A 24,457-nucleotide genomic window follows, 5' to 3' on the forward strand; every position below is an offset into this window, starting at 1 on the left:
ATGGCCGACGACGTGTTCACCATCGCCGGGACGGCCTTCGGCTCACGCCTGATCATGGGCACCGGCGGCGCCCCCAGCCTGGACGTCCTGGAACAGGCGCTGCGGGTCTCCGGCACCGAGCTGACCACCGTGGCGATGCGCCGGGTCGACGCCACCACCCAGGGCTCCGTCCTGGACGTGCTGACCCGCAACGGCATCCGCGTGCTGCCCAACACCGCCGGCTGCTTCACCGCCGGTGAGGCCGTGCTGACGGCCCGGCTGGCCCGTGAGGCGCTCGGCACCGACTGGGTGAAGCTGGAGGTGATCGCCGACGAGCGGACCCTGCTGCCCGACCCGATCGAGCTGCTGGACGCGGCCGAGACGCTGGTCGACGACGGCTTCACCGTCCTGCCCTACACCAACGACGACCCGGTGCTGGCCCGGAAGCTGGAGGACGTCGGCTGTGCGGCGATCATGCCGCTGGGCTCGCCGATCGGCTCCGGCCTGGGCATCCGCAACCCGCACAACTTCCAGCTGATCGTGGAGAGCGCGACCGTCCCGGTGATCCTGGACGCGGGCGCCGGCACCGCCTCGGACGTGGCCCTGGCGATGGAGCTGGGCTGCGCCGCGGTGATGCTCGCCTCGGCGGTGACCCGGGCCCAGGAGCCGGTGCTGATGGCCGACGCGATGCGGCACGCCGTGGAGGCCGGCCGGCTCGCCCACCGGGCGGGCCGGATCCCGCGCCGCTTCCACGCCGAGGCCTCCTCGGCGATGGCCGGCCGGGCCGCGCTGGACACCCGCGAGCGCCCGGCGTTCTAGGCGGTGTCACAAGCCGGGCACAGAGCGCCCCGGGAGCGGTGTCCCCCGGGGCCGGTGCCGGGCGCCCCCACTACACTCGCCGGGTGGACATGGCACTGGACGACCCGCTGATCGGTACCCTGCTCGACGGCCGGTACCGGGTCGAGCAGCGCATCGCGGCCGGCGGGATGTCCACCGTCTACCGGGGCACCGACACCCGGCTCGACCGGGTCGTGGCGGTCAAGGTGATGCACCCCTCGCTCGCCGGCGACGAGGACTTCACCGGCCGGTTCATCCGCGAGGCCAAGGCGGTCGCCCGGCTCGCGCACCCCAACGTCGTCAACGTCTTCGACCAGGGCGCGGACGGCGCCCACGTGTTCCTCGCGATGGAGTACGTGCCCGGCCGGACCTTGCGCGACCTGCTCCGCGACCGGGGCGCGCTCTCCATCCGGGCCGCCCTGGACGTCCTGGAGCCGGTGCTCGCCGCGCTCGGCGCCGCCCACCGGGCCGGTCTCGTCCACCGCGACGTCAAGCCCGAGAACGTGCTGATCACCGACGGCGGCCTGGTGAAGGTCGCCGACTTCGGCCTGGTCCGGCTGCTGAACGCCGCCGACGGCGCGGCGAGCTCCGGCACCGCGACCACCGGCACCGTCCTCGGCACCGTCTCCTACCTGGCCCCCGAACAGATCCGACCCGGCGCCGGGACCGACCAGCGGGTGGACGTCTACGCGGCCGGCATCCTGCTCTACGAGCTGCTCACCGGCCACCGTCCGCACACCGGCGAGAACCCCGTCCAGGTCATGTACCGCCACCTGCACGAGGACGTCCCGGCGCCCTCGCTGACCGTGCCGGGGGTCGTTCCCGAGCTGGACGCGATAGTCGCCGCGGCCTGCGCGCGCGACCCGCGGGACCGCCCGTACGACGCGGTCGAGCTGCTGGCCGCCCTGCAACGGGTCCGCCGCGCGCTCACCCCCGCCCAGCTCGACGCCGAGCCCCCGGCCTCCACCCGGCCCAGCCCGCGGTACCCGACCAACGAGCCGACCTCGGTGATCCGGCCGGCCCTGGTCGCGCCCCCGGTCGAGCGCACCAGCGTGCTGGACGTGCCGCCGGAGGTGATGGAGCAGCTGCTCATCGAACCGCGCCCGTACGACGAGCCCGCGCCGGTGCGCACCCGGCGCCGCCCCGGCCCGTGGCGCCGGCTCCCGCGCAAGCCGCTGATCTGGACCTCCGTCCTGGCCGCGCTGGTGCTGCTGGTCGGCGGCACCACGTACGCGCTCTCCGGCGCGCTGTACACGACGGTGCCGGGCGTGATCGGCAAGGACCGCGGCGAGGCGCAGCGGATCCTGGACGGCGCCGGGATGCACGGGCGGTTCACCGAGGTGTACAGCGAGAGCGTCCCGGCCGGTCAGGTGATCTCCACCGACCCCGGCGTCGGGGCGCGGGCGCGCAAGAGCGACGCGGTCGGGGTCACCGTCTCCCGGGGGCCGAAGCGGATCGCCGTGCCCGAGCTGGTCGGCCGGCCCGCCGAGCAGGCCGCCGCCGCCCTGAGCGGCGTGCAGCTGGCGCGCGGCGGCGTCACCGAGACGTACAACGACACCGTGCCGGAGGGCTCGGTGATCAGCAGCTCGCCGGTGGCCGGCCAGCAGGTGCCGGAGAACACCCCGGTCTCGCTGGTGGTCAGCAAGGGCATGGTGGCCGTCCCGGACGTCACCGGGATGTCCAAGGACGACGCCGCCAAGGCACTGCAGGCCGCCGGGTTCGCCATGCAGAGCAGCGGGGTCAACCTGTTCGGCACCGGCAAGGTCTCCAGCCAGTCCCCGGCCCCGGGCGAGCGCCGCCCGCAGCGCACCGTGGTCACGGTCAACTTCCCGTTCATCTAAGGATTTTGCCCAGCCTTGGGGTCACGCGACGTAGCGTGGAACCAGGCCTGCCCGGCCCCGCCTGCCACCGCCAGGAGGGCTGCGGCGCCGGGATCTCCGGACGGGGCTGCGCGGCGGCCGGTACCCGAGGATGTGGTCGTCATGGGCGGACCCGCCGTCGACGGCTTGAGGGAGCGTGTACGGGGCGCGGTGATCACGCCCGACGACGAGGGCTACGAGCAGGCCCGCCGGGTCTACAACGGCACGGTGGACCGCCGGCCGGCGGCGGTCGTCCGGGTGGCCAACGCCGGGGACGTGATGGCTGCCGTCGACTTCGCCCGGGAGACCGGCCTGGAGCTCGCGGTGCGCGGCGGCGCCCACAGCGCGCCCGGCTACGGGACCTGCGACGGCGGCCTGGTGATCGACTTCTCCGACCGGCACGGCGTCCGGATCGACCCGGTGGGCCGGACGGCGCGCTGCGAGGGCGGCGTCACCTGGGGCGACCTCAACGACGCCGGGTACGCCTTCGGGCTCGGGGTGACCGGCGGGATCATCTCCACCACCGGCATCGCCGGGCTGACCCTCAACGGCGGCTTCGGCCACCTCGCCCGGGGGCTGGGGCTGAGCTGCGACAACCTGGTCTCGGCCGATGTGGTCACCGCGGACGGGCGGTTCCGGACGGTGAGCGAGGAGCAGGAGCCGGACCTCCTCTGGGCGCTCCGCGGCGGTGGCGGCAACTTCGGCGTGGTGACGTCCTTCGAGTACCGGCTGAGCCCGGTCAAGGACGTGGTCGCCGGGCCGTTCGTCTACGAGCTGGAGCACGCGGCCGAGGTGCTGCGGTTCTACCGCGAGTACGTCCGGGAGGCCCCCGAGGAGCTGGGCATCTTCCCCGGCTTCCACGTCGCGCCGCCGCTGCCGTTCCTCCCCGAGGACCGGGTCGGCGACTCCTTCATCCTGCTGGTGCCGTGCTGGTCCGGGCCGCCGGACCGGGCCGAGGCGGTACTGGCCCCGCTGCGGGACGCCGCGCCGGTGGTCGCCGAGGGCGTGGACACGGTGCCGTACCCGGCCTTCGCCGCCGCCTTCGACCCGCTGCTGCCGCCCGGCCTGCGGCAGTACTGGAAGGGCGCCTTCGCGACCGAGCTGACGGACGCGGCGATCGCCGCGCACACCGAGCACGGCCCGCGGGTGCCCACGGTCCACTCGGCGGTGCACATCTACCCGATCAACGGCGCCTGCCACCGGGTGCCCGCCGACGCGACGGCCTTCGCGCACCGGGAGGCGACCTTCGCCACCGTGATCCTCGCGGCCTGGACCGACCCGGCCGACGACGCGGCCGACACCGCCTGGGTGCGCGGCTACTACGACGCGCTCGCCCCGCACTCCGACGAGGGCGGCTACATCGGCTTCATGGACCACGACGACCAGCACCGGATCGAGGCCAACTACCGGGGCAACTACGCCCGTCTGACCGAACTGAAGCGGCGGTACGACCCGGGCAACCTGTTCCGGCTGAACCAGAACATCCGGCCCTGAGGGGCCGCTACCGCAGCGGCCCGTCGCCCGGCTCCTCCTGGTAGGAGTAGCGCTGCTCGCGCCAGGGGTCGGCCAGGTTGTGGTACCCGCGCTCCTCCCAGAAGCCGCGCCGGTCCGCCCGCATGTACTCCACCGCCCGCACCCACTTGGGCCCCTTCCAGGCGTAGAGGTGCGGGACGACCAGCCGGACGGGGAAGCCGTGCTCGGCGGTGAGCGGCTCGCCGTTGCGGTGGGTGGCGAAGAGCGTCGCGGGGTCGGCGAAGTCGGCCAGCCGGAGGTTGGCGCTGTAGCCGTACTCCGCCCAGACCATCACATGGGTGACACCGGGCGCCGGAGGCACCCGGGCCAGCACTTCGGAGGCCGACACGCCGGTCCACTCGCTGCCGAGCACGGAGAACTTGGTCACGCAGTGGAAGTCGGCGCGGACGGTCGCCCGGGGCAGGTCGTTGAAGCCGGCGAAGTCCCAGCGGTGCTTCGCCGCCGAGGTGGTGGCGCCGAACACCTGGAAGTCCCAGGTCAGCGGCTTGAAGCGGGGCACGGGGCCGTAGTGCAGGGCGGGCCAGCCGCGTTGCGTCCGCTGGCCCGGCGGGAGTCTCGGGTCAGACGGCGGAGGTGGTTCTTGCTCGGACTGACCCATGGCTCCATGGTGACAGACGGCGGACAACGCCTGGCGCGCGCCCCTTTCGGGTGCCGTGCGCCCCGCCCGTACGGCCCATTGGGCCACCAAATCGGATATTCCGACACATGTCCTAGTGAGTGTGAACTTACTGGAATTCGGCCCCGGCGCGGTGCCAGGATGCGTGCAGCCGGAGGGTACGGCCGTGAGTCCCGGACGCGAAGCAGGAAGGCACCGCCATGAAGGGCGACACCGAGGTCATCGAATTCCTCAACGAGCAGCTCACCGCCGAGCTGACCGCCATCAACCAGTACTTCCTGCACGCGAAGATGCAGGAGAACAACGGCTGGACGAAGCTCGCCAAGTACACCCGGCACGAGTCCTTCGACGAGATGAAGCACGCCGAGGTGCTCACCGACCGGATCCTCTTCCTGGACGGGCTGCCCAACTACCAGCGGCTCTTCCACGTCCGGATCGGCCAGACCGTCAAGGAGATGTTCGAGGCGGACCGCCAGGTCGAGGTCGAGGCGATCGACCGGCTGAAGCGCGGGATCGTGGTCATGCGGGCCAAGAACGACGTCACCTCGGCGAACATCTTCGAGGACATCCTGGCCGACGAGGAGCACCACATCGACTACCTCGACACCCAGCTGGAACTGCTGGAGAAGCTCGGGGAGGCGCTCTACCTCGCCCAGCTGATCGAGCAGCCGGAGTCCTGAACCCGGCCGTACCCTCAGGCCGCGCGCAGCGGCCGGGCCGGCAGGACGGCCGGCGCCTGGGCCCCGTCCCGCGGTTCGGCCTCCTGGTCGTCGGCCAGCCCCAGCTTGGCCGCCAGCCGGGCGGTCGGGCAGGGGCGTGCGCCGTGCTCACCGAGCAGCGCCTGGATCCGTCGGACGCAGGAGCCGCAGTCGGTACCGGCCTTGCAGCCCCGGGCTATCTGGCGCGGGGTGTTGGCACCCGCGTCGATCTCCTTCTTCACCTGGGCCTCGGTGACCGCATGGCACATGCACACGTACATCGCGGTCTCTCCCTGCGAAGCGACTGGCTCGAAATCGATCTTGACTAAGGCATGCCTTAGTTCACTAAGCCTCACCTTACCCGGGGATCCGGGCATGAAAAAGCCCCTCCGGGTTCGGAAATCCCGAATCCGGAGGGGCTTTCGTCACATCCGGGTCGGCCGCACGGCCCGCCCGGGGGCGACGGCTCAGTTGCCGCCGCGGTACATCTCGGCCACCAGGAAGGCCAGGTCCAGCGACTGGCTGCGGTTGAGCCGCGGGTCGCAGGCCGTCTCGTAGCGCTGGTGCAGGTCGTCCACCAGGACCTCGTCGCCGCCGCCGACGCACTCGGTGACGTCGTCGCCGGTCAGCTCCACGTGGATGCCGCCCGGGTGGGTGCCGAGGCCGCGGTGCACCTCGAAGAAGCCCTTGACCTCGTCGAGCACGTCGTCGAAGCGGCGGGTCTTGTGGCCGCTGGAGGCCTCGAAGGTGTTGCCGTGCATCGGGTCGCAGATCCAGACCGGCTGGGCGCCGGAGGCGGTGACCTTCTCCACCAGGGTGGGCAGGTGCTCGCGGATCTTGCCCGCGCCCATCCGGGTGATGAAGGTGAGCCGGCCGGGCTCGCGCTCCGGGTCCAGCTTCTCGATCAGGGTGAGCGCCTCGTCGACCGAGGTGGTCGGGCCGAGCTTCACCCCGATCGGGTTGCGGATCCTGGACGCGAACTCGATGTGCGCGTGGTCCAGCTGGCGGGTGCGCTCGCCGATCCAGACCATGTGGCCGGAGACGTCGTACAGCTCGCCGGTCCGCGAGTCCACGCGGGTCAGCGCGGTCTCGTAGTCGAGGATCAGCGCCTCGTGCGAGGAGTAGAACTCGACGGTCTTGAACTCCTCCGGCGCCACGCCGCAGGCGTTCATGAACGCCAGCGCGTTGTCGATCTCGCGGGCGAGCTGCTCGTAGCGCTGGCCGGCCGGCGAGTTTCGCACGAAGTCCTGGTTCCAGGCGTGCACCTGGCGCAGGTCGGCGTACCCGCCGGTGGTGAAGGCGCGGACCAGGTTGAGCGTCGCGGCGGAGGCGTTGTACATCCGCTTCAGGCGCTCCGGGTCCGGGTTCCGGGACTCGGGAGTGAAGTCGAAGCCGTTCACCGAGTCGCCCCGGTAGACCGGCAGCGTCACGCCGTCGCGGGTCTCGGTCGACTTGGAGCGCGGCTTGGAGTACTGGCCGGCGATCCGGCCGACCTTCACCACGGGGACGGAGGCGGCGTACGTCAGCACGGCCGCCATCTGCAGCAGGGTCTTCAGCTTGTTCCGGATGTGCTCGGCCGAGACACCGTCGAAGGCCTCGGCGCAGTCACCGCCCTGCAGGAGGAACGCCTCACCACGCGCCACGGCACCGAGCCGGGCGCGCAGCTGGTCGCACTCGCCCGCGAAGACGAGCGGCGGATAGGAGGCAAGCTCCGCAAGGGTCTTGCGCAGAGCCTCGTGGTCCGGCCATTCAGGCTGCTGCGCCGCGGGCAGGGACTGCCAGGGGTGGGGATTCGTCACGGTCACACGGCAAGGCTACGGGGTGGGACAACCGAATTGTGACCGCCGCTCGCTGGGTGAGACACCCGGTGGACAATCGTGTGAGGCGGCTCACGGCGCCCGCCGGATCCGCTACGCTCGACGCATGAACGCGCCGCACACCTTTTCCTGGTGGTGGGCCGACCCCTCGGGTGGCCCACCGATCGCGCGTTCCTAGACGAACACGACGGCCGCCCCTCGGGGCGGCCGTCGGCGTTTCGGCGCAGACGGCCCTCCCGGGAGCGGAACCCCGAACCACCGCACCCGCCCTCCCGGAAGGAAGCCGCACCGTGAACCTCGCAGCCGACCTGCTCGCCCGCCTCACCGGCCCCGACGCCCCGGCGTTCGCCCTGCTGCACCGCCGCGCCCCCCGGCTCGCGCCGGACACCGTCGAGGTCCTGCTGGGCACCGTCGACAGCTACGAACGGCTGGCCGACCTGCCGGTCCGCGCGGGCGTCCCGGCCGACGGCCCGGTGCACGACCTGCTCGCCCTCGTCCCGTTCCGGCAGATCCGCGAGCGCGGCTTCGAGGCCGTCGACGACGCCACCCCGCTGCAGGCGCTCTCGGTCACCGAGCAGTACGCCCTCCCGCTGGCCGAGCTGCTCCCGGCGCTCCCCCGGCGGCCGGTCGCCCTGACCGGCGGCGCCTTCGACATCGACGACCAGGAGTACGCCGGGATCGTCCGCCGGGTGATCGCGGACGAGATCGGCCGGGGCGAGGGCGCCAACTTCGTCATCCGGCGGGACTTCACCGCCACCCTGGAGGACTACTCCCCCGCGCTCGCGCTGACGCTCTTCCGCCGGCTGCTCGAACAGGAGCGCGGCGCCTACTGGACCTTCCTGGTGCACACCGGGGAGCGGGTCCTGGTCGGCGCCTCCCCCGAGGTGCACGTCCGCCAGAGCGGCGGCACGGTCGTGATGAACCCGATCTCCGGCACCTACCGCTATCCGGCGGGCGGCTCCGACATCGACTCGCTGCTCGCCTTCCTCCGCGACCCCAAGGAGCTGGAGGAGCTGACCATGGTGGTCGACGAGGAACTCAAGATGATGTGCACCGTCGGCGACCTCGGCGGCCAGGTGCTCGGCCCCCGGCTCAAGGAGATGTCCCACCTCGCGCACACCGAGTACGAGCTGCGCGGGCGCACCTCGCTGGACGTCCGCGAGGTGCTGAAGGAGACCATGTTCGCCGCCACCGTCACCGGCAGCCCGGTCCAGAACGCCACCCGGGTGATCAGCCGGTACGAGCGCGGCGGGCGCGGCTACTACGCCGGCGCGCTCGCCCTGATCGGCCGCTCGGCCAGCGGGGGCCAGCAGATGGACTCCCCGATCTGCATCCGCACCGCCGACATCGACCCGGCCACCGGCCGGCTGGTCGTCCGGGTCGGCGCGACCCTGGTCCGCCACTCCGACCCGGACTCCGAGGTCGCCGAGACCCACGCCAAGGCCGCCGGGGTGCTCACCGCGATCGGCGCCCGCCCGGCCCCCGCCCGGCTCCCCAACCCGTCCGGCCCGCGACTCGCCGAGGACCACCGGGTCCAGGCCGCGCTGGACGCCCGGCGGGCCGACCTCGCGCCGTTCTGGCTCCGGATGCAGGAGCCGGCCCCCGTCACCCGGAGCGAGGAGACCCTGGTGGTGGACGGCGAGGACACCTTCACCTCGATGCTCGCCCACCTGCTGACCTCGCTCGGCCACCGGGTCACCGTGGCGCGCTTCGACGAAGCCGGCCTGCGCGAGCGGGTCGCCGCCCACCCCGGCCCGCTGGTGCTCGGCCCCGGCCCGGGCGACCCGGCCGCCGCCGACGACCCCAAGATGGCCGTCCTGCGCCCGATCGTCGCCGACGCGCTGGCCGCCGTCCGCTCCGGTGCCCGCACCGCGCCCCTGCTCGCCGTCTGCCTGAGCCACCAGCTGCTCGCGGAGCGGCTCGGACTGCCGCTGGCCCGCAAGGCCGTGCCCCACCAGGGCGCCCAGGAGACGGTCGAACTCTTCGGCGCCCGGCACACGGTGGGCTTCTACAACACCTTCACCGCGCGCTGCTCGGACCAGGACGCCGCCCGGCTCGCCGCCGAGGGCGTCGAGGTCTCCCGGGACCGGCTGACCGGCGACGTCCACGCGCTGCGCGGCGCCGGGTTCGCCGGGCTGCAGTTCCACCCGGAGTCGGTGCTCACCCGGGACGGCGTCGGGATCGTCGCCGAACTGCTGCGGTCGGCCGCCGCCGTCCACGGCTGAGACCCCGGGCGGGGCGCGCCCGTTCGGCCGGCGCGCCCCCGCCCCGGGGCGTCAGGCCTCGTCGTCCAGGCCCTGCTGGATCGCGTACCGGACCAGTTCGACCCGATTGTGCAGCTGGAGCTTGCCGAGGGTGTTCTGGACGTGGTTCTGCACCGTGCGGTGGGAGAGCACCAGCCGGTCGGCGATCTGCCGGTACGACAGGCCCTTCGCGACCAGCCGCAGCACCTCGGTCTCCCGGGCCGTCAGCTGCGGCGCGGCGGGGGCCGTCGGGGCGGCCGGCTCGGCGGCCAGCCGGCGGAACTCGCCGAGCACCAGCCCGGCCAGGCCCGGGGTGAAGACCGCGTCGCCGACGGCGGTGCGGCGCACCGCGTCCAGCAGCTCGTCACGGCCGGCCGACTTCACCAGGTAGCCGGTCGCCCCGGACTTCACCGCCTCCAGCACGTCCGCGTGCTCACCGCTGGCGGAGAGCACCAGGACGCGCACCGAGGGATCCTGGGCGACCACCTGGCGGCAGGCCTCGGCGCCGGACAGGCCGGGCAGGTTGAGGTCCAGCACCACCACCTGCGGGGCGCAGGCACGGGCCCGGCGGACGGCCTCCTCGCCGTCCCCGGCGGTGGCCACCACGTCCAGCCCCGCCTCGGCGAGGTCGCGCGACACGGCGTCGCGCCACACCGGGTGGTCGTCCACGACCATCACCCGCACCGGCGGCCGGTCGGTCATCGGCTGGTCAGCCATCGGAACCCCTCCTCGGGACGCGCAGTTCGACCTCGACGCCCTCCCCGGGCACCGAGTACAGCTCGGCCGTACCGCCGAGGTCCAGCAGCCGGCCGCGGATCGACTGGGAGACGCCCAGCCGGCCGGCCTGTTCCGCCTCACCGAGCCGCCCGGCCGCGAAGCCCGGACCGTCGTCGCGGACGCTGACCGTGACGGCCTCCGGCTCGTCCTCCAGCAGGATCCAGGCATGCGCCCCGGGCCCGGCGTGCCGGCGGACGTTGTCGACCGCGGCGCCCACGGCCGCCGCCAGCTCGCCGGCCGCCGGGCCGGGCAGCAGCACCGGGGTGCCGGGGGCGGAGAGGGTGATCCGCTCGTCCGTGTAGGGGCCGAGCAGGGTGCGCAGGTCCTGCGGCTCCAGCGACGCGCGCTGCGCGGGCAGCGGTCCGCCGCTCATCAGGGCCCGCAGCGCGCGCTCCTGCTCGCCGGCCAGCCGGCCGAGTTCGGCGAAGTCCGCGCCCCGGCCGGGGCCCTGCTCGCCGCCCCGGCGCTGGACCAGGGCGAGCACCTGGAGCACCCCGTCGTGGATGTCCCGGGAGAGCCGCTCGCGCTCCCGGTTCGCGGCCTCGACCTGGAGCGCCCGGGTCAGCGTCGCCTCGCTGGCGCGGGCCAGTTCGATCACGTAGCCGATCGCGCAGCCGGCCACCATCAGCAGCACGATGTTGTGGATGTTGTCGCCGGTCGGACCGCCGTGGCCGAGGATGTTCGCCACCCCGATCACCGATCCGGCCGCCGCCGCCCAGCGCCAGCCGCCCCGGCCCGCGAAGCCCAGGACGGTGCCGGCCGCCCAGATGGTGGGCAGCGTGGGCGCGCCGTGGGCGATCCGGGCCGGGTCGTCGGTCATCCCGCTCATCACGATGCCGGTGACGACCAGGGTGAGGTCGGTGCCGAGCACGTACCAGGTGCAGCGCAGCGGCCCGGCGAAGGCGCGGGTGCTGGCGAGCGTCCAGAGCGTCAGCGCGCCGAGGTAGATCCAGCCGGCGACGGGGTGCAGGAACTCCAGGTACGAGTCGAGGTAGCGCAGCACCGCGTAGCAGAGCGCCAGCACCCGGAAGAACGAGATGGCCCGCCAGAGCGGCAGTTCGACGGACATGCCGCCGGCCGCCACCGCCGCGCCGACCGCTCCGGGTCTGTTCCCGTCCGACATCTCCGTGCCCCTCCCCCTGCGGGCGGATCCGGCCTCCCGGCCTAGGCTGACCCGCTGTCCTTCTGCTCCTGCTCGGCGGCCTTCTGCGCCTTCTCCGCCTCCGCCTTCTCGGCCTTGGCGGCGGCCTGCTCGGCCTTCTGGACGGCCTTGCGCTCGGCGTCGGCACGCTTCTTGTCGTCGGCGATCTGCCGCTTGGCGGCGGTCGCGTAGACGTCCACGTACTCCTGGCCGGAGAGCCGCATGATCTCGTACATCACCTCGTCCGTCACCGAACGGAGGATGAAGCGGTCGTTCTCCATGCCGTGGTAGCGGGAGAAGTCCAGCGGCCGGCCGATCCGGATGCCCGGACGGATGCCGAAGTTGGGGACGACCTGGCCGGGCGGCTGCACCTTCTCGGTGTCGATCATCGCGACCGGGATCACCGGCGCGCCGGTGGCCAGCGCGACGCGGGCCAGGCCGCCGACCTTGCCGCGGTACAGCTTGCCGTCGGGCGAACGGGTGCCCTCCGGGTAGACGCCGAACAGCTCGCCGCGGTCCAGCACGGCGATCGCGCTGCGGATCGCCGCCTCGCCCGCGCCGCGCACGCCGGAGCGGTCCACCGGCAGCTGTCCGACGCCCTTGAAGAAGGCGGCCGTCAGCTTGCCCTTCAGGCCCGGCGTGTTGAAGTACTCCGCCTTGGCGATGAAGGTCACCCGACGCCTGATCAGCGCGGGGAAGAAGAAGGAGTCCGAGAAGGAGAGGTGGTTGCTCGCGATGATCGCGGCACCCTCGGCGGGGATGTTCTCCTCACCCTCGATCCACGGCCGGAAGAAGATCCGTAGCAGTGGCGCGACGATCATCTTCATCAGTCGGTAGAACAACGCCGGGCCTCCTGTTATGCGGACCGGTCGATCCTAATGCCCCGCGGCCACCGCCCGCGCCCCGCCCCGCCCCGCCGGGGTGTCCGGCAGGGGTGTACGACGCGTGCGGGCGCGTGGGACGATGCGGTTTCCGCAGCCCGCCGTTCCGCCCTCCCCCGTCCCAACGCGCCGCCGCCCGCGAAGGAGCCCGTCATGCCGCTGCTGCCCGGTGCCGAACCGTACCGCCACCGGGGCGGGCCGGTGGGCGTAGTGCTCTGCCACGGGTTCACCGGCTCGCCGCAGTCGCTGCGCCCGTGGGCCGAGGAGCTGGCGGCGGCCGGGTACACCGTCTCGCTGCCGCTGCTGCCCGGCCACGGCAGCCGCTGGCAGGACATGCAGGTGACCCGCTGGGAGGACTGGTACGCGGAGGTCGAGCGGGAGTTGCTGGCGCTGGCCGCCGAGTGCGAGCGGGTCTTCGTCCTCGGGCTGTCGATGGGCGGCGGGCTGGCGCTGCGGCTGGCCGCGCTGCACGGCCCGGCGGTCTCCGGACTGGTGCTGGTCAACCCGTCGGTGCGTTCCGACAACCCCGCGAGCGTGCTGCTTCCGGTGCTGCGCCACGTGGTGCCGAGCCTGCCCGGGATCGCCAACGACATCGCCCGCCCGGGCTCCGTCGAGGTCGGCTACGACCGGACGCCGCTGCACGCCGCCTGGTCGCTGGCCCGGCTCTGGAAGGACGTGCAGCGCCGGCTGCCGCAGGTGACCCAGCCGGTCCTGCTCTTCCACAGCCCGCAGGACCACGTGGTCTCGGCGGCCAACTCGGAACTGGTGCTGGCCCGGATATCCTCGACCGACGTGACGGAGCGGTTGTGCCAGCGCAGCTACCACGTCGCGACGCTGGACCACGACGCGCCGGAAATATTCGCGGCCGGCCAGGACTTCATCCGACGGCTGGCTCCCGCGCACGCGGCGGGCGTCACCCGGATCGAATCCGACGATCACCAAGGCTGAAGGGCCGGAAGTGCACGAGAGCAGCACGGCGGGCGGCGAGGACGAGGCGCCCCGCGAGGACGCGGAGAACACCGAGGCGGACGCCTCGAAGGCCGAGGCCGCCAAGGCCGACGGCGTGAGGACCGAGGCCGCCAAGACCGAGAGCGCGAAGACCGACGGCGTGAAGACCGAGGGCGCCTCGGGTGAGGCCGCCCCGGCGCCCGAAGCGCCCCGGGTGCGGCGGGCGCCCGAGCGCAGCCAGGCCGAGCAGGACGAGATCTTCGCCGCGCTGGTCGCCCAGTTCGACGACCCCGTCGACCTCAACAACCCGGACTGGCCGGAGGTCGAGGACCTCCGGGCGCGCGGCGAGCTCAAGGGCGGGTTCAAGGAGGGCACCGACCCGGACGACCTCGCCGACCTGGCACCGCAGCCGCGGCCCCGCTCCACCCGCCCGGTGATGCCGGCCGCCGGATCGGGCCCGCGCGACTTCGAGCTGACCGAGGAGACGGACGAGGGCCACTTCGTCCCGCCGGAGCCGCCGCCGCTGCCCGCCGCCGACGTCACCGCCAAGTTCGCCTGGCTCGCCGTGCTCGGCGGCCCGGCCCTGCTGCTGTTCGACGCGGTGGTCTGGCGCGAGGTGTCCGGCTGGCCGGCCTGGGTCGGCGTGACCGCGTTCCTCGGTGGCTTCGTCACCCTGGTGGTCCGGATGAAGGAGCGCGACGAGGACGAGCCGGACGACCCGCACGGCGGCGCCGTCGTGTAGGGCCGGCGGCCTGTGGCCGGGCCGGTCACCCCGGCCCGGCCACGGAGTTCAACCGGCCGGGAGCTCCAGGACGGCGAGCAGCGGCAGGTGGTCGGTGGCGGCCCGCAGATCGCCCTCGGTGACCCCGGGCAGGCCGTGCGGCACCCCGCACGCGAGCACCCGGACGCCGGGGGTCGCGAAGACGGCGTCGATCCGCTGGTAGGGGTTCTCCGGGACGGACGTGAAGGTGCCGCCCCAGGGCGCCGCGACATGGCCGTCCTGCAGCCGGCCGGCCAGCAGCTGCCAGCCGGCGCCGTCCGGGTGTTCGTTGAAGTCCCCCGCCACCACGCCGAGTTCGGTGATCTTCAGCTGGTCCAGCAGCAGCTCGAACTGGCCGCGGCGCTCCTCGGCGTCCAGGCTCAGGTGGCAGCTGGTGACGCCGAACGGCGCCGAGCCGGCGATCCGGACCAGCGCGCTCGCGAAGCCGCGCGCGTGCAGCCCGCGGGTCTTGGGCAGCAGCCGGTCGTGGACCGCGAGCAGCTCCACGCCCGGGCCGCCGAGCAGCAGCGGCCCCGCGGCGATCCGGCCGCCGCCGGCCAGCACCTCGGTGCCGGTCGCCCGCGCCAGCCAGGCCGCCCGGCCCCGCGGGCGCCAGTAACGCGGCGACTCCTGAACGCAGACCACGTCCGGTTCACAGGCCCGGATCACCCGAACGAGGGCGCGCCGGTCGTCGCGGAGCGAGCGGATGTTGTAGCTGAGCAGCCGCAGCCGCCGCGGCCCGGGCGGCGGCAGGTCGGTCGGTCCGGTGGTCAAGGCGGTCCTCCCCTTCGTCCGGTGTCGACCGTACGACAGGGGCGGGCGGCCGGGGCGGAACACGACGGCGGCGGCGCGGCCGGGCCACGAGGGCTCCGGTCGCGCCGCCGCCGTCGGCGGGTGCGGGGTGGGTCAGACGGTGCGGGCGAGGTCCGCCGCGCCGGCGATGCCGGAGGCGGAGCCCATCGAGGCGAGCACCACCTCGGCGCGCGGGCGGTGCACCCCGCCGGTCAGGTAGTGCTCGAAGGCCTTGGCGACCGGGTCGAGCAGCAGCCGGCCGGAGTCGGAGACCCCGCCGCCCAGCACGAAGACCGCCGGGTCGAAGAGCGCGGCGAGGTCGGCCATGCCGCGGCCCAGCCAGTCGGCCAGCTCGTTGTAGCAGTCCAGGGCGAGCGGGTCGCCCGCCTCGGCCGCCTCGGTGATGTGGATGCCGCGGATGGTCTCGGCGACGCCGTCGTTGAGATCCAGCATCCGTCGGCCGCGCACCGGGTCGGCGGCGGCCATCTCCCGGCCGTAGCGGCGCAGCGCCCGGCCCGAGCCGTACTGCTCCCAGCAGCCCTTGCCGCCGCAGCCGCAGGGCAGGCCGTCGGGGACCATGTTGAGGTGGCCGATCTCGCCGGCCACGCCGAACCGGCCGCGGTGCAGCCGGCCGTCCAGGACGATCCCGCCGCCGATGCCGGTGCCGACGGTGATCAGCACCATGTCCGAGTACTCGGCGGCGGCGCCGAAGCGGAACTCGGCCCAGGCGGCGCAGTTGGCGTCGTTCTCGACCACCGTGTCCAGGCCGGTGAGCTCCTCGATCCGGCCGCGCAGCGGCTCGTCCTCCCAGTCGATGTTGGGGGCGAAGATCACCGTGGAGCGGTCGCGGTCGACGAAGCCGGGGGCTCCGACGCCGGCCGCGACCACGTCGGGGTACTGCTCCTTGAGCTCGCGCACGGCCTGCGCGATGGCATCGACCGCCCACTGCGGGTCGGCCGGGGTGGGCACCCTGGTCCGGGCCAGGATCTCGCCCGCCTCGTTGACCACGCCTGCCGCGATCTTGGTCCCGCCGACGTCGACGCCGATGGTCAGAGCCATGTGTCCCTCAGCTATTCACTCGTTCCCGCTGGACGGAACGGTACCGTCCAACCCTGCCCCCGTACACACCGTCGCCTACATTAACCGAAGACAATTCGCGACCAAGCTCGCCGAGCAGCTTCAAAAGTCGTACATTCCGCCCCGCTCCGTCACAGCAGGGGTCCGCACGGTCACTTCCCGGGAGTCCGGGCTTCACTGCTTGTCGGACGGCCCGTCAGGTGTGTCGAGGTCGATCCGCTCGCTGCGCGCGGCGTCCCCGGCGGTCCAGCGGTGCTCGTGGCCGGCCACGGCGGCCCGGTAGGCGGCCATCAGCTCCCCGCCGGCGGCGGCCAGGCCGGTGCCGGCGGCGGACAGATGGCCGTACACCTCGGGCTGCTTCTCGCGCAGGCGCTCGGCGAGGCCGGCCAGCGAGATCAGGGTGTCGGCGCTCGCCTCCTGGGCCTTCTGGCCGACGACGGACGCGAACCGGCGCACCTCGTCCACCAGCGGGCCCAGCTCCGGGCCGAACGGGTGCTCGGCGGCCTGCTCGGTGCGGTCGTCGGCAGTGGTCATCGCGGGCGTCTCCTCAGCTCCGGCCGCGCCTGCGGCCCCTGACCCCGACGCTACCGGACGGGCCCGACCGCCCCGACGGCCCGCCATCGGGGCCGGCGCACGGTCACCGGGCGGCGCGGGAGACGAACCGGCGCACGGTCACCGGGCGGCGCGGCAGGCCCGGCCGCGTCCGCGCAGGGTGCTCAGCCGCGCGGCCAGAGCGCCGGATCGGGCGCGAAGCGGACGGCGAGCGCTCCGTCGTGCAGGCCCGCGCCCGCCACCGTGCAGCGGCGCAGCGCCGAGGGCAGCGTGAGCACCCGCCGGTGGGCACCGAGGCCGACCACGAGTTCGTCGCCGCGCCGCACCAGGTCCAGGTCGGCCCGCTCGGCGCCGGGCAGCGCGAGGTGCCAGACCAGCAGTCCGTCCTCGGCCAGCCGGTCCTCGACGCTCCACGGCTTCGGGTCGAGCGGGGCCGGGCCGGCGCCCGCGCCGTAGAGGCGGTCCGCGACGGCCTCCAGGGTGACCTCGGCGAACCCGGTGACCAGCACCGGGACGTCGCTCGCGGCGGTCAGCGCGGCCAGCTCCTCCTGCCGGCGCCGGGCCAGCCCGGCCAGCCAGGGGTCGGCCGAGTCGGCGGCGGCGTCCGGCAGCGCGCCGTGCACCACCACGGCGTCCGGCCGGTGGCCGTGCAGCGCCAGCCCGGCCCGGATCCGGCGCAGCTCCCCGTACGGGTGGGCGTCGGCGGCGGTGACCAGGCGGACGCTGGTGCCGGGGGCGGCGAACGCCGCACGGGCCTCGGCGAGCGCGGCGGCCGCCTTGGTCCGGCCCTCGTAGAGCCAGTCGGCGGGCATCGGCACCCCGGCCAGGCCGGCCAGCAGCGGGCGCAGCGCCCGGGCGGCCTGCCGCTGCTCGGGCACCAGCCGGGCCAGGTAGCGCTCCAGCTGCTCGGGCAGCGCGAGCGCGGCGATCAGCTCGGCGGGCGGCGGGGCGAGCACCACCAGGACGTCGGCCTCGGCGGCGGGCAGGGCCCGGAGCAGGGCGAGCCGGGCGGTGCCGGGAAGGGCGGTGAGCTCCTCGGGGTCGAGCGGGTCGGCGCCGAGCAGGTCGAGCGCGGGCTTGATCCGGCCGCCGATCTCGCCGAGGGCGTGCCGGAACGCGGCCTGCTCGTCGATCCGGGCCACGGTCAGGCCGGGGGCGTACGGGGCCGGTTCGGGCTCCAGCCGGGCGCCGAGGACGGCGTCCAGGGTGCGGTGCGGGTCGTCGGCGGCCAGCAGCAGGGTGCGCCGCCCCTGCCGGGCGGCGTGCAGGGCGGTGGCGGCGGCCACCATGGGCGCCGCCACGTCGCCGCTGACCAGGATGGTGCGTGTCGCCGTCATGCCGTCCAGCCCCGCTTTCCCGGCGTCAGCCCTCGACCCGCTTCTTCAGTCCGGCCAGCGCCCGGTCGATGATGACCTTCTCGGCCTTGCGCTTGATCATCCCGAGCATCGGGATCTTGACGTCGACGGCCAGCTGGTAGGTGACCTCGGTCCGGCCGCCGTCCAGCGGGGCGAGCGAGTAGGAGCCGTCCAGCGAACGGAGCATCTGGCTGCGCACCAGCGTCCAGCCGACCTCGCGGTCGCCGTCCCAGGTGTAGGCCAGCACGTGCTCGTCGCGGATGGCGCCGGCGTCGAGCAGCAGGCGCACCTGGGCGGCGCGGCCGTTCTCGGCGGTCTCCAGCACCTCGACCTCCTTGACCTCGCCGGTCCAGGCCGGGTAGGCGGCGAAGTCGGCGATCACGGCCATGACCTTCGCCGGGGTCGCGTCGATGGTGATGCTCGACCTGGTGTGCTCCGCCATGGGTATGGCCCTCCGCGTCGTCCCTTGCTGCCGGCCCGGCCGAGCCTGCTCGGTCGGGTGCGCCCGGAGCAGGCTATCGCGCCCGGCGATCCCTCAGGTCCGGGGCTCGGAGGGTGCGCGGCCCCGGGCTCGGGGGGGCGCTCGCAGGCTACCCGCCGGTCACGTCCGGGCTGCCGTAGGGTGCCATTCGAACGACCCGGTCACGGCCTGGTCGGACCGGGTAAAGGTGTGACACTTCGAACACCGGAGCCGACCCCCCTGGTCGAAGCTGCCTACCGGGCAGTAACGTCCTGCCGTCCCGCAGCGTCGCGAACGAGGAGCAGTCTTGCTCGACTTCAGCCTTCCGGCCCTCTACCAGGTACCGAGCGGCGGTAACCTCTCCGACCTCGTGCACCAGAACGCCGAGCGGCACCCGGACGTCGTGGTGCTCAGTCGCAAGGTGGACGGCCGGTGGCAGGAGTTGACCGCCGCCCAGTTCCTGGTCGAGGTGCACGCCGCCGCCAAGGGTCTGATCGCCGCGGGCATCGAGCCCGGCGACCGGGTGGGCATCATGTCCCGCACCCGCTACGAGTGGACGCTGCTGGACTTCGCGATCTGGACGGCCGGCGCGATCACCGTGCCGGTGTACGAGACCTCCTCCGCCGAACAGGTGGAGTGGATCCTCGGCGACTCCGGGGCGGTGGCCGTCCTCACCGAGACCGCCCAGCACGCCGCGGTGGTCGAGGAGGTCCGGGGGCGCCTGCCGCTGCTGCGGCAGACCTGGCAGATCGAGGGCGGCGCCCTGGCGGCGCTGGCCGGGGCGGGCCGGGACGTCACCGACGCGACCGTGGCCGAGCGCCGGTCGCTGGCGACGGCCGACTCGATCGCCACCGTCGTCTACACCTCGGGCACCACCGGCCGCCCCAAGGGCTGCCAGCTGACCCACGCCAACTTCATGGCCGAGTGCGGCAACATCGTGGAGCGGCTGGCCCCGCTGTTCCGCACCGGCGAGAGCTCGGTGCTGCTCTTCCTGCCGCTGGCCCACGTGCTCGGCCGGATCGCCGAGATCGCCCCCGCGATGGCCCCGATCAAGCTCGGCCACGTCTCGGACATCAAGGACGTCACCGCCGAGCTGGCGGCGTTCCGGCCCACCCTGATCCTGGGCGTGCCGAGAGTGTTCGAGAAGGTCTACAACACCGCCCGCACGAAGGCCCAGGCCGACGGCAAGGGCAAGATCTTCGACAAGGCCGCCGACACCGCGATCGCGTACAGCCGGGCGCTGGACGCCGGCGGCGCGGGCCTGGGCCTGCGGATCAAGCACAAGATCTTCGACAAGCTGGTCTACAGCAAGCTGCGCGCCGCGCTCGGCGGCCGGGCCACCCACGCGATCTCCGGCGGCGCCCCGCTCGGCGAGCGGCTCGGCCACTTCTACCGGGGCATCGGCTTCACCGTCCTGGAGGGCTACGGCCTGACCGAGACCTGCGCGGCCACCGCCTTCAACCCGTGGGACAAGCCGAAGATCGGTACGGTCGGCCAGCCGCTGCCCGGCGCCGCCGTCCGGATCGCCGAGGACGGCGAGGTCCTGTTCAAGGGCCCGCAGGTGTTCACCGGCTACTGGAACAACCCGCAGGCCACCGCCGAGGCGCTGAAGGACGGCTGGATCTCCACCGGCGACATCGGCTCGCTGGACTCCGAGGGCTACCTCACCATCACCGGCCGCAAGAAGGAGATCATCGTCACCGCGGGCGGCAAGAACGTCGCCCCGGCGGTGATCGAGGACCGGATCCGGGCGCACGCGCTGATCGGCGAGGTGATGGTGGTCGGCGACCGCAGGCCGTTCATCGGCTGCCTGGTCACCGTGGACGAGGACTTCTTCCCCAAGTGGAAGGAGCTGAACGGCAAGCCCGCCACCGCCACGGTGGCCGAGCTGCGCGAGGACGCGGACCTGCTGGCCGCCGTCCAGGCCGCCGTGGACGACGGCAACGCCGCCGTCTCGCACGCCGAGGCGGTGAAGAAGTTCCGACTGCTGGACACCGTCTTCTCCGAGGAGAGCGGCCACCTCACGCCGTCGCTCAAGCTCAAGCGCAACCTGGTGCTGAAGGACTTCGCGGCCGACGTCGAGGCGATCTACCAGCGCTGACCGTACGGTGCGGGCCCCGCCGCGGTGGCGGGGCCCGCACCGCTTCGTCAGCCCGCCAGCAGCGAGGTCAGCCGCCCGGCCAGCAGGTCCCACCGCCAGGAGCGGTCCACCCAGCGCCGCCCGGCCTCGCCGAGCCGCCGGCGCAGCTCCTCGTCGTTCAGCAGCCGGACGATCCGCTCGGCCGCGGCGGCCGGCGAGCCGCCCGGCACCACGTAGCCGGTCTCGCCCTCCAGCACCGCGTCCGGCGCGCCGCCGGAGTCCCCGGCCACCACCGGCAGACCGGTCGCCGAGGCCTCCAGGTAGACGATGCCCAGGCCCTCGACGTCCAGCCCACCCCGCCGGGTCCGGCAGGGCATCGCGAAGACGTCCCCGGCGCCGTAGTGCGCGGGCAGCTCCGACCACGGCACCGCGCCGGTGAACCGCACCGCGTGGCGCACGCCCCGGGCGTCGGCGAGCTTCTCCAGGTCCGCCCGGTAGGGGCCGTCGCCGACGATCAGCAGCACGGCGTCCGGCACCTCGGCGAGGATCTGCGGCATCGCCTCGATCAGGGTGTCCTGGCCCTTGCGCGGCACCAGCCGGGAGACGCAGACCACCACCGGCCGGTCGGCCAGCCCGAGCCGGCGGCGCAGCTCGGCGCCGCCCGAGTCGGGGTGGAAGGTCTGCTCGTCGACCCCCGGCGGCAGCTGCACCATCCGGGCGGCCGCCTCCGGGCCGACCGCGTCGGCGATCCGGGAGCGGGTGTACTCGCCGAGGTAGGTGAGGGTGTCGGTACCGGCGCCGATCCGGCGCAGCAGCTGCCGGGCCACCGGGAGCTGGGCCCAGGCGGCCTCGTGGCCGTGCGTCATGCCGAGCAGCCGCCCGCCGGCTCCGGCCCGGCGCAGCGCGGGCGCCATCAGCCCGAGCGGGGCGGCCGCGCCGAACCAGACCGAGTCGCACTTCTCGGCGCGGAGGATCTCGGCGGCCCGGCGGGTGACGCGCGGTGTGGGAACCATCACCTTCGCCCGGTCGCGGATCACCGGGAACGGCTGTTCGGCGTCGAAGCGGGCGACCTCGGCGCCGTCGCGCCAGGTCGACGCGTAGACCACGATGCTCCCGGCGGGCTGACGGACAGCCATGTTGTGGACGAAGGCCTGGATGCCGCCGGGTCGCGGCGGGAAGTCATTGGTGACGATCAAGGTCTTGTGCATCTGGCCACGGCTCGCTCGGTCGGGGGGTGCTCGGTGTACCGCTGGGTGATCCGTACGATAGGTCAACACCACGACCCGCCGGGAACGGATCCGCGCACGGCAACCGTTTCTCCCCCGGGTCTGTCCTAGAACCTAGGCAGCCGGTGCGGCCCCGCCGAACGTGGCGCCGCGCCCGGCACCGGCCGCCCGGGCGTCCGTCGCGCGACGCCTCCGGTGGGACGTCCGAGACGAACGAGGGAGCGCAGTGGAGTTGGCCCCGGCCACCAAGTCCGGTTCACCCAGCGGCGCCGACGGCCCCGGCACGGCGCTGGCCGTCCGCCAGGAGCCCGTACCGGCCCCCACCGGCCCCTCCCGGCGTACCGGGGCGCTCTGCGCGCTCGGCGGGACGTGGCTGGCCTCCCGGGCACTGCTGCTGCTGCTGGTGACCGGCGTGCTGCGGATGGCCGGCGGGGACATCACCACGGACGTCTGGCTGATCTACCACGGCTGGTACGGCGTCCTGCAGACCGGCACCTTCCCGCTGGACGACGTGACCTGGCAGTACCCGCCCGGCGCCGCCCTGGTGATCATGCTGCCCGGGCTGCTGCCCTGGTCGTACCTGGTCTCCTTCTGGGTGATCTGCGGGCTGGCCGACGCGGTCGCGATGGCCCTGCTGGTGCGTACCGGCCTGCGCAGGGGCCGGGCCCTGACCGGCGCCTGGGTCTGGGTGGCCGGCGTGCCGCTGCTCGGTCCGATGATCTACAACCGGTACGACGTCATCGTCACCGCCGTCGCGGTGGCCGGCCTGCTGGCGCTGATCCGCCGCCCGGCGATCGGCGGCATCCTGCTGGGGCTGGGCGGGATCATCAAGATCTGGCCGCTGATCGGCCTGATCGGCACCCCGTCCGGCCGCCGCACCCGCCGCTCCTGGACCGCCGCCGCGGCCACCGCCGTCTCGGTGGGCTTCCTGCTGGCGGCCGGGATGAACGGCGCCTTCGAGTTCCTGACCTTCCAGAAGGACCGCGGCGTCGAGGTGGAGTCGGTCGGCGCGCTGCCGCTGCACTTCGCCCGGATGGCCGGCGCCTGGGACGGCAGGGTGACGATGAACTACGGCTCGGTCGAGATGCTCGGGCCGTGGGTGAACGTGGTCGGCAAGGTGATGCTGGCCGGCAGCCTGCTGGGCTTCGCCTGGCTGCTGCTCTGGCGCTTCACCGCCAAGCGCCGCAACGCGGCGACCATGTACGACGCGGCGCTGGCCGCGCTGCTGATCTTCACCGTGACCAGCCGGGTGATCAGCCCGCAGTACCTGGTCTGGCTGGTCGGCGTGGCGGCGGTCTGCCTGACCGTGCGCGGCACCAGCCAGCGCCCGGTGGCGCTGCTGGTCCTGGCCGCGACGCCGCTGACCGTGGTGGAGTTCCCGCTGCTCTTCAGCGAGCTGGTGGGCAGCGAGCCCTGGGCCGTCACCGCGCTGACCCTGCGCAACCTGCTGCTGCTGGCCGCCACCGGGCTCTCCTGCGTCCGGCTCTGGCGCTCGACCCGCGGGGCCGCCCAGCTCCCGCCGACCGTCGTGCTGGACCGCGCGGAGCCGGAGCCGGTGTCGGCGAACGGCTACCCGGTGCGCCCGGGGATCGCGTACGAGCAGGACCTGCTGGACGGCATCGACCGGCCGCCGGCCCAGCGGCGGCGCTAGGCCGCCAGTCGGCGGACCTCGGCGACCCAGAGCGCGGTGAACTCGGCCAGTCCGAGGCCCAGCTCGTCCCGCAGGACGCGGTCCGACTGCTCCTCCCGGCCCGCGCCCGCGCCCGCCGCGCCGACCGCCCGGTAGTAGCCGACCAGCCGGTCCGGCCCGAAGCGGCGGGCGATCAGGTCGCAGGCCAGCCAGGCCTGCTCGTAGGCCTGGGCGATGCCGTCGGCCCCGGCGGTGAAGTCCCGGTCGGCGGGGAGCGCCGAGGGCACCCGGCCGGCGGCGACGTCCCGGGCCAGCTCGGGGGCGATCTGCCGGGGCGAGCGGCCGGAGTCCCGGTAGCCGGTCCAGTCGGCGACGCCCTCGGAGAGCCAGAGCGGCGTCCAGGCCCGGGTGTCGGCCCGGGTCGCCACATGCACGGCCTCGTGGGTGATCACCACCTGGCGGCCGAAGTCGCTGAGCCCCCGGTAGGCTCCGGGGTTGACCAGCACCCGGTCGGCCGGGGTGTGCCGGGGGGCGCCGGGCGCGGCGGTGGTGACCGCCACCATGCCGGTCCAGCCCGCCGGGTCGGCGTCCAGCAGCCGGCCGAACTGCTCCTCGGTGGCGGGCAGCTCCAGGAGCAGCCGGCCCGGCCAGGCGGTGCCCCAGAGCGCGGTGACGGCCGGGACTGCCCGGTCGGCCACGGCCGTGAGCTGCGCCGGGTCCGGGCCGTCGGCCAGGCCGAGCACCAGGCAGTGCGCGCCGGCCGCCGCCCGGACGGTCCCGAAGTCCCAGAGCGGCGCCGGCCCGTCCGGGCCGTCCTCGCGTTCGACCCGCCAGCCCCCGCCGGTCCGCCACAGCTCCAGCCGGCGCGGGTGGACCACCGGGTAGGCGTCGTAGCCGGTCACCCGGACGGTCAGTTCGGCGGTGGCGGTGAGCCGGTCCGGCCGACCGGCCGGACCGAGCACGAGGTTGCGGTAGGCCGCCTCCACCGGGGGCGCGGACGGTGGGGCGGTCAGCGTCCGGGCCCGCTCGGCCAGCAGCGCGACCACCTCGGCCCGCTGGTCCGCCACCGCGGCCACGGAGGCCGCCGGAGCCGCCCGGGGCAGCGACAGCTGGGCCAGTCCCCCCGCCGCGAGCAGCAGGGCCCCGCGCCGGGACAGTGCGCGGCGGCGTGTCACGGCGTCGGCGGGAGGGGTCGG

Annotated in this window: 22 protein-coding genes; 9 read left to right on the forward strand and 13 right to left on the reverse strand. The window is 74.1% G+C overall.

Annotated elements, in window-relative coordinates:
- The 3 genes from ABZ497_RS01220 (at position 1) to ABZ497_RS01230 (ending at position 4,169) form a co-directional block, all read left to right on the forward strand.
- Entirely contained in the window at positions 1 to 798 is a 798-nt protein-coding gene (locus tag ABZ497_RS01220; protein ID WP_352287088.1) for a thiazole synthase, read from the forward strand.
- A gap of 89 nt (positions 799 to 887) precedes the next feature.
- Positions 888 to 2,657 (forward strand): Stk1 family PASTA domain-containing Ser/Thr kinase, encoded by a 1,770-nt coding sequence (pknB, locus tag ABZ497_RS01225; protein WP_359802994.1) that lies wholly within the window; start codon positions 888 to 890, stop codon positions 2,655 to 2,657.
- 141 nt (positions 2,658 to 2,798) lie between these two features.
- A complete protein-coding gene (locus ABZ497_RS01230) occupies positions 2,799 to 4,169 on the forward strand; it encodes an FAD-binding oxidoreductase (RefSeq protein WP_359802590.1) in 1,371 nt (456 codons plus the stop codon).
- 7 nt (positions 4,170 to 4,176) lie between these two features.
- Here the strand turns inward: ABZ497_RS01230 and ABZ497_RS01235 are convergent, their stop codons facing one another.
- Positions 4,177 to 4,806 carry a molybdopterin-dependent oxidoreductase gene (locus ABZ497_RS01235; RefSeq protein WP_359802593.1) on the reverse strand — a complete coding sequence of 210 codons (630 nt, stop codon included), beginning with the start codon at positions 4,804 to 4,806 and terminating at the stop codon, positions 4,177 to 4,179.
- 218 nt (positions 4,807 to 5,024) lie between these two features.
- Between ABZ497_RS01235 and bfr the strand changes: the two genes are divergently transcribed.
- Entirely contained in the window at positions 5,025 to 5,504 is a 480-nt protein-coding gene (gene bfr / locus ABZ497_RS01240; protein ID WP_329487282.1) for a bacterioferritin, read from the forward strand.
- Positions 5,505 to 5,518: 14 nt separating this feature from the next.
- Here bfr and ABZ497_RS01245 read toward each other — a convergent pair whose 3' ends face one another.
- Both ABZ497_RS01245 and ABZ497_RS01250 read right to left on the reverse strand, forming a co-directional pair.
- Positions 5,519 to 5,803 (reverse strand): (2Fe-2S)-binding protein, encoded by a 285-nt coding sequence (locus tag ABZ497_RS01245; protein WP_329487283.1) that lies wholly within the window; start codon positions 5,801 to 5,803, stop codon positions 5,519 to 5,521.
- Between the two features lie 186 nt (positions 5,804 to 5,989).
- On the reverse strand, positions 5,990 to 7,327 hold the full coding sequence (locus tag ABZ497_RS01250; RefSeq protein WP_329487284.1) for a class II 3-deoxy-7-phosphoheptulonate synthase: 1,338 nt from the start codon (positions 7,325 to 7,327) through the stop codon (positions 5,990 to 5,992).
- A 302-nt stretch (positions 7,328 to 7,629) separates the two neighbouring features.
- Between ABZ497_RS01250 and ABZ497_RS01255 the strand changes: the two genes are divergently transcribed.
- Entirely contained in the window at positions 7,630 to 9,564 is a 1,935-nt protein-coding gene (locus ABZ497_RS01255; protein ID WP_359802598.1) for an anthranilate synthase family protein, read from the forward strand.
- A gap of 51 nt (positions 9,565 to 9,615) precedes the next feature.
- Here ABZ497_RS01255 and ABZ497_RS01260 read toward each other — a convergent pair whose 3' ends face one another.
- Genes ABZ497_RS01260 through ABZ497_RS01270 form a run of 3 tightly spaced genes read right to left on the reverse strand, consistent with a single transcriptional unit; the run spans position 9,616 to position 12,342 of the window.
- A complete protein-coding gene (locus tag ABZ497_RS01260) occupies positions 9,616 to 10,284 on the reverse strand; it encodes a response regulator transcription factor (RefSeq protein ID WP_359802996.1) in 669 nt (222 codons plus the stop codon).
- Between the two features lie 7 nt (positions 10,285 to 10,291).
- Positions 10,292 to 11,482: a DUF5931 domain-containing protein gene (locus tag ABZ497_RS01265; RefSeq protein WP_359802601.1), complete on the reverse strand. Its 1,191-nt coding sequence runs from the start codon at positions 11,480 to 11,482 to the stop codon at positions 10,292 to 10,294.
- 41 nt (positions 11,483 to 11,523) lie between these two features.
- A complete protein-coding gene (locus ABZ497_RS01270; protein ID WP_359802604.1) occupies positions 11,524 to 12,342 on the reverse strand; it encodes a lysophospholipid acyltransferase family protein in 819 nt (272 codons plus the stop codon).
- Between the two features lie 192 nt (positions 12,343 to 12,534).
- Between ABZ497_RS01270 and ABZ497_RS01275 the strand changes: the two genes are divergently transcribed.
- Together ABZ497_RS01275 and ABZ497_RS01280 are read left to right on the forward strand one after the other, a co-directional pair.
- Positions 12,535 to 13,329 (forward strand): alpha/beta fold hydrolase, encoded by a 795-nt coding sequence (locus ABZ497_RS01275; protein ID WP_359802607.1) that lies wholly within the window; start codon positions 12,535 to 12,537, stop codon positions 13,327 to 13,329.
- Positions 13,330 to 13,339: 10 nt separating this feature from the next.
- Complete coding sequence (locus tag ABZ497_RS01280; RefSeq protein ID WP_359802609.1) at positions 13,340 to 14,071, forward strand: hypothetical protein; 732 nt, start codon at positions 13,340 to 13,342, stop codon at positions 14,069 to 14,071.
- A gap of 48 nt (positions 14,072 to 14,119) precedes the next feature.
- Here ABZ497_RS01280 and ABZ497_RS01285 read toward each other — a convergent pair whose 3' ends face one another.
- The 5 genes from ABZ497_RS01285 to ABZ497_RS01305 all read right to left on the reverse strand — a co-directional run bounded on the left by ABZ497_RS01285 (position 14,120) and on the right by ABZ497_RS01305 (position 18,307).
- On the reverse strand, positions 14,120 to 14,863 hold the full coding sequence (locus tag ABZ497_RS01285; RefSeq protein ID WP_359802610.1) for an endonuclease/exonuclease/phosphatase family protein: 744 nt from the start codon (positions 14,861 to 14,863) through the stop codon (positions 14,120 to 14,122).
- A 132-nt stretch (positions 14,864 to 14,995) separates the two neighbouring features.
- Positions 14,996 to 15,940, reverse strand: a complete 945-nt coding sequence (locus ABZ497_RS01290; protein ID WP_359802613.1) for an ROK family glucokinase — start codon at positions 15,938 to 15,940, stop codon at positions 14,996 to 14,998.
- A gap of 192 nt (positions 15,941 to 16,132) precedes the next feature.
- Entirely contained in the window at positions 16,133 to 16,492 is a 360-nt protein-coding gene (locus ABZ497_RS01295) for a DUF5304 family protein (protein ID WP_329487292.1), read from the reverse strand.
- Positions 16,493 to 16,674: 182 nt separating this feature from the next.
- A complete protein-coding gene (locus ABZ497_RS01300; protein WP_359802616.1) occupies positions 16,675 to 17,847 on the reverse strand; it encodes an ArsA-related P-loop ATPase in 1,173 nt (390 codons plus the stop codon).
- A 25-nt stretch (positions 17,848 to 17,872) separates the two neighbouring features.
- Positions 17,873 to 18,307: an SRPBCC family protein gene (locus ABZ497_RS01305; RefSeq protein ID WP_329487294.1), complete on the reverse strand. Its 435-nt coding sequence runs from the start codon at positions 18,305 to 18,307 to the stop codon at positions 17,873 to 17,875.
- Between the two features lie 325 nt (positions 18,308 to 18,632).
- Here ABZ497_RS01305 and ABZ497_RS01310 point away from each other — a divergent pair, with 325 nt between their 5' ends.
- On the forward strand, positions 18,633 to 20,426 hold the full coding sequence (locus ABZ497_RS01310; protein WP_359802619.1) for an AMP-dependent synthetase/ligase: 1,794 nt from the start codon (positions 18,633 to 18,635) through the stop codon (positions 20,424 to 20,426).
- Positions 20,427 to 20,473: 47 nt separating this feature from the next.
- Here the strand turns inward: ABZ497_RS01310 and ABZ497_RS01315 are convergent, their stop codons facing one another.
- The gene (locus ABZ497_RS01315) at positions 20,474 to 21,613 is read right to left on the reverse strand and encodes a glycosyltransferase family 4 protein (protein ID WP_359802621.1); all 1,140 of its coding nucleotides are present in this window, start codon (positions 21,611 to 21,613) and stop codon (positions 20,474 to 20,476) included.
- A gap of 244 nt (positions 21,614 to 21,857) precedes the next feature.
- Between ABZ497_RS01315 and ABZ497_RS01320 the strand changes: the two genes are divergently transcribed.
- Entirely contained in the window at positions 21,858 to 23,282 is a 1,425-nt protein-coding gene (locus ABZ497_RS01320) for a glycosyltransferase 87 family protein (RefSeq protein WP_359802625.1), read from the forward strand.
- On the opposite strand, the gene ABZ497_RS01325 is transcribed toward ABZ497_RS01320, so the two are convergent.
- Positions 23,279 to 24,436, reverse strand: coding sequence for a hypothetical protein (locus ABZ497_RS01325; RefSeq protein ID WP_359802628.1), 1,158 nt, complete (start codon positions 24,434 to 24,436; stop codon positions 23,279 to 23,281). The genes ABZ497_RS01320 and ABZ497_RS01325 overlap by 4 nt on opposite strands.
- Between the last annotated feature and the right edge of the window lie 21 nt (positions 24,437 to 24,457).

It is taken from the genome of Kitasatospora sp. NPDC005751 (assembly GCF_040630835.1).
Taxonomy (GTDB): Bacteria; Actinomycetota; Actinomycetes; order Streptomycetales; family Streptomycetaceae; genus Kitasatospora.

What these genes read in the sequence shown, in the direction of transcription:
- ABZ497_RS01290 (WP_359802613.1), bottom strand. Translation starts at nt 15,940, where the DNA reads ATGGCTCTGACCATCGGCGTCGACGTCGGCGGGACCAAGATCGCGGCA.
- ABZ497_RS01300 (WP_359802616.1), bottom strand. Translation starts at nt 17,847, where the DNA reads ATGACGGCGACACGCACCATCCTGGTCAGCGGCGACGTGGCGGCGCCC.
- ABZ497_RS01315 (WP_359802621.1), bottom strand. Translation starts at nt 21,613, where the DNA reads ATGCACAAGACCTTGATCGTCACCAATGACTTCCCGCCGCGACCCGGC.
- ABZ497_RS01235 (WP_359802593.1), bottom strand. Translation starts at nt 4,806, where the DNA reads ATGGGTCAGTCCGAGCAAGAACCACCTCCGCCGTCTGACCCGAGACTC.
- ABZ497_RS01305 (WP_329487294.1), bottom strand. Translation starts at nt 18,307, where the DNA reads ATGGCGGAGCACACCAGGTCGAGCATCACCATCGACGCGACCCCGGCG.
- ABZ497_RS01265 (WP_359802601.1), bottom strand. Translation starts at nt 11,482, where the DNA reads ATGTCGGACGGGAACAGACCCGGAGCGGTCGGCGCGGCGGTGGCGGCC.
- ABZ497_RS01245 (WP_329487283.1), bottom strand. Translation starts at nt 5,803, where the DNA reads ATGTACGTGTGCATGTGCCATGCGGTCACCGAGGCCCAGGTGAAGAAG.
- bfr (WP_329487282.1), top strand. Translation starts at nt 5,025, where the DNA reads ATGAAGGGCGACACCGAGGTCATCGAATTCCTCAACGAGCAGCTCACC.
- ABZ497_RS01220 (WP_352287088.1), top strand. Translation starts at nt 1, where the DNA reads ATGGCCGACGACGTGTTCACCATCGCCGGGACGGCCTTCGGCTCACGC.
- ABZ497_RS01230 (WP_359802590.1), top strand. Translation starts at nt 2,799, where the DNA reads ATGGGCGGACCCGCCGTCGACGGCTTGAGGGAGCGTGTACGGGGCGCG.
- ABZ497_RS01260 (WP_359802996.1), bottom strand. Translation starts at nt 10,284, where the DNA reads ATGACCGACCGGCCGCCGGTGCGGGTGATGGTCGTGGACGACCACCCG.
- pknB (WP_359802994.1), top strand. Translation starts at nt 888, where the DNA reads ATGGCACTGGACGACCCGCTGATCGGTACCCTGCTCGACGGCCGGTAC.
- ABZ497_RS01275 (WP_359802607.1), top strand. Translation starts at nt 12,535, where the DNA reads ATGCCGCTGCTGCCCGGTGCCGAACCGTACCGCCACCGGGGCGGGCCG.
- ABZ497_RS01295 (WP_329487292.1), bottom strand. Translation starts at nt 16,492, where the DNA reads ATGACCACTGCCGACGACCGCACCGAGCAGGCCGCCGAGCACCCGTTC.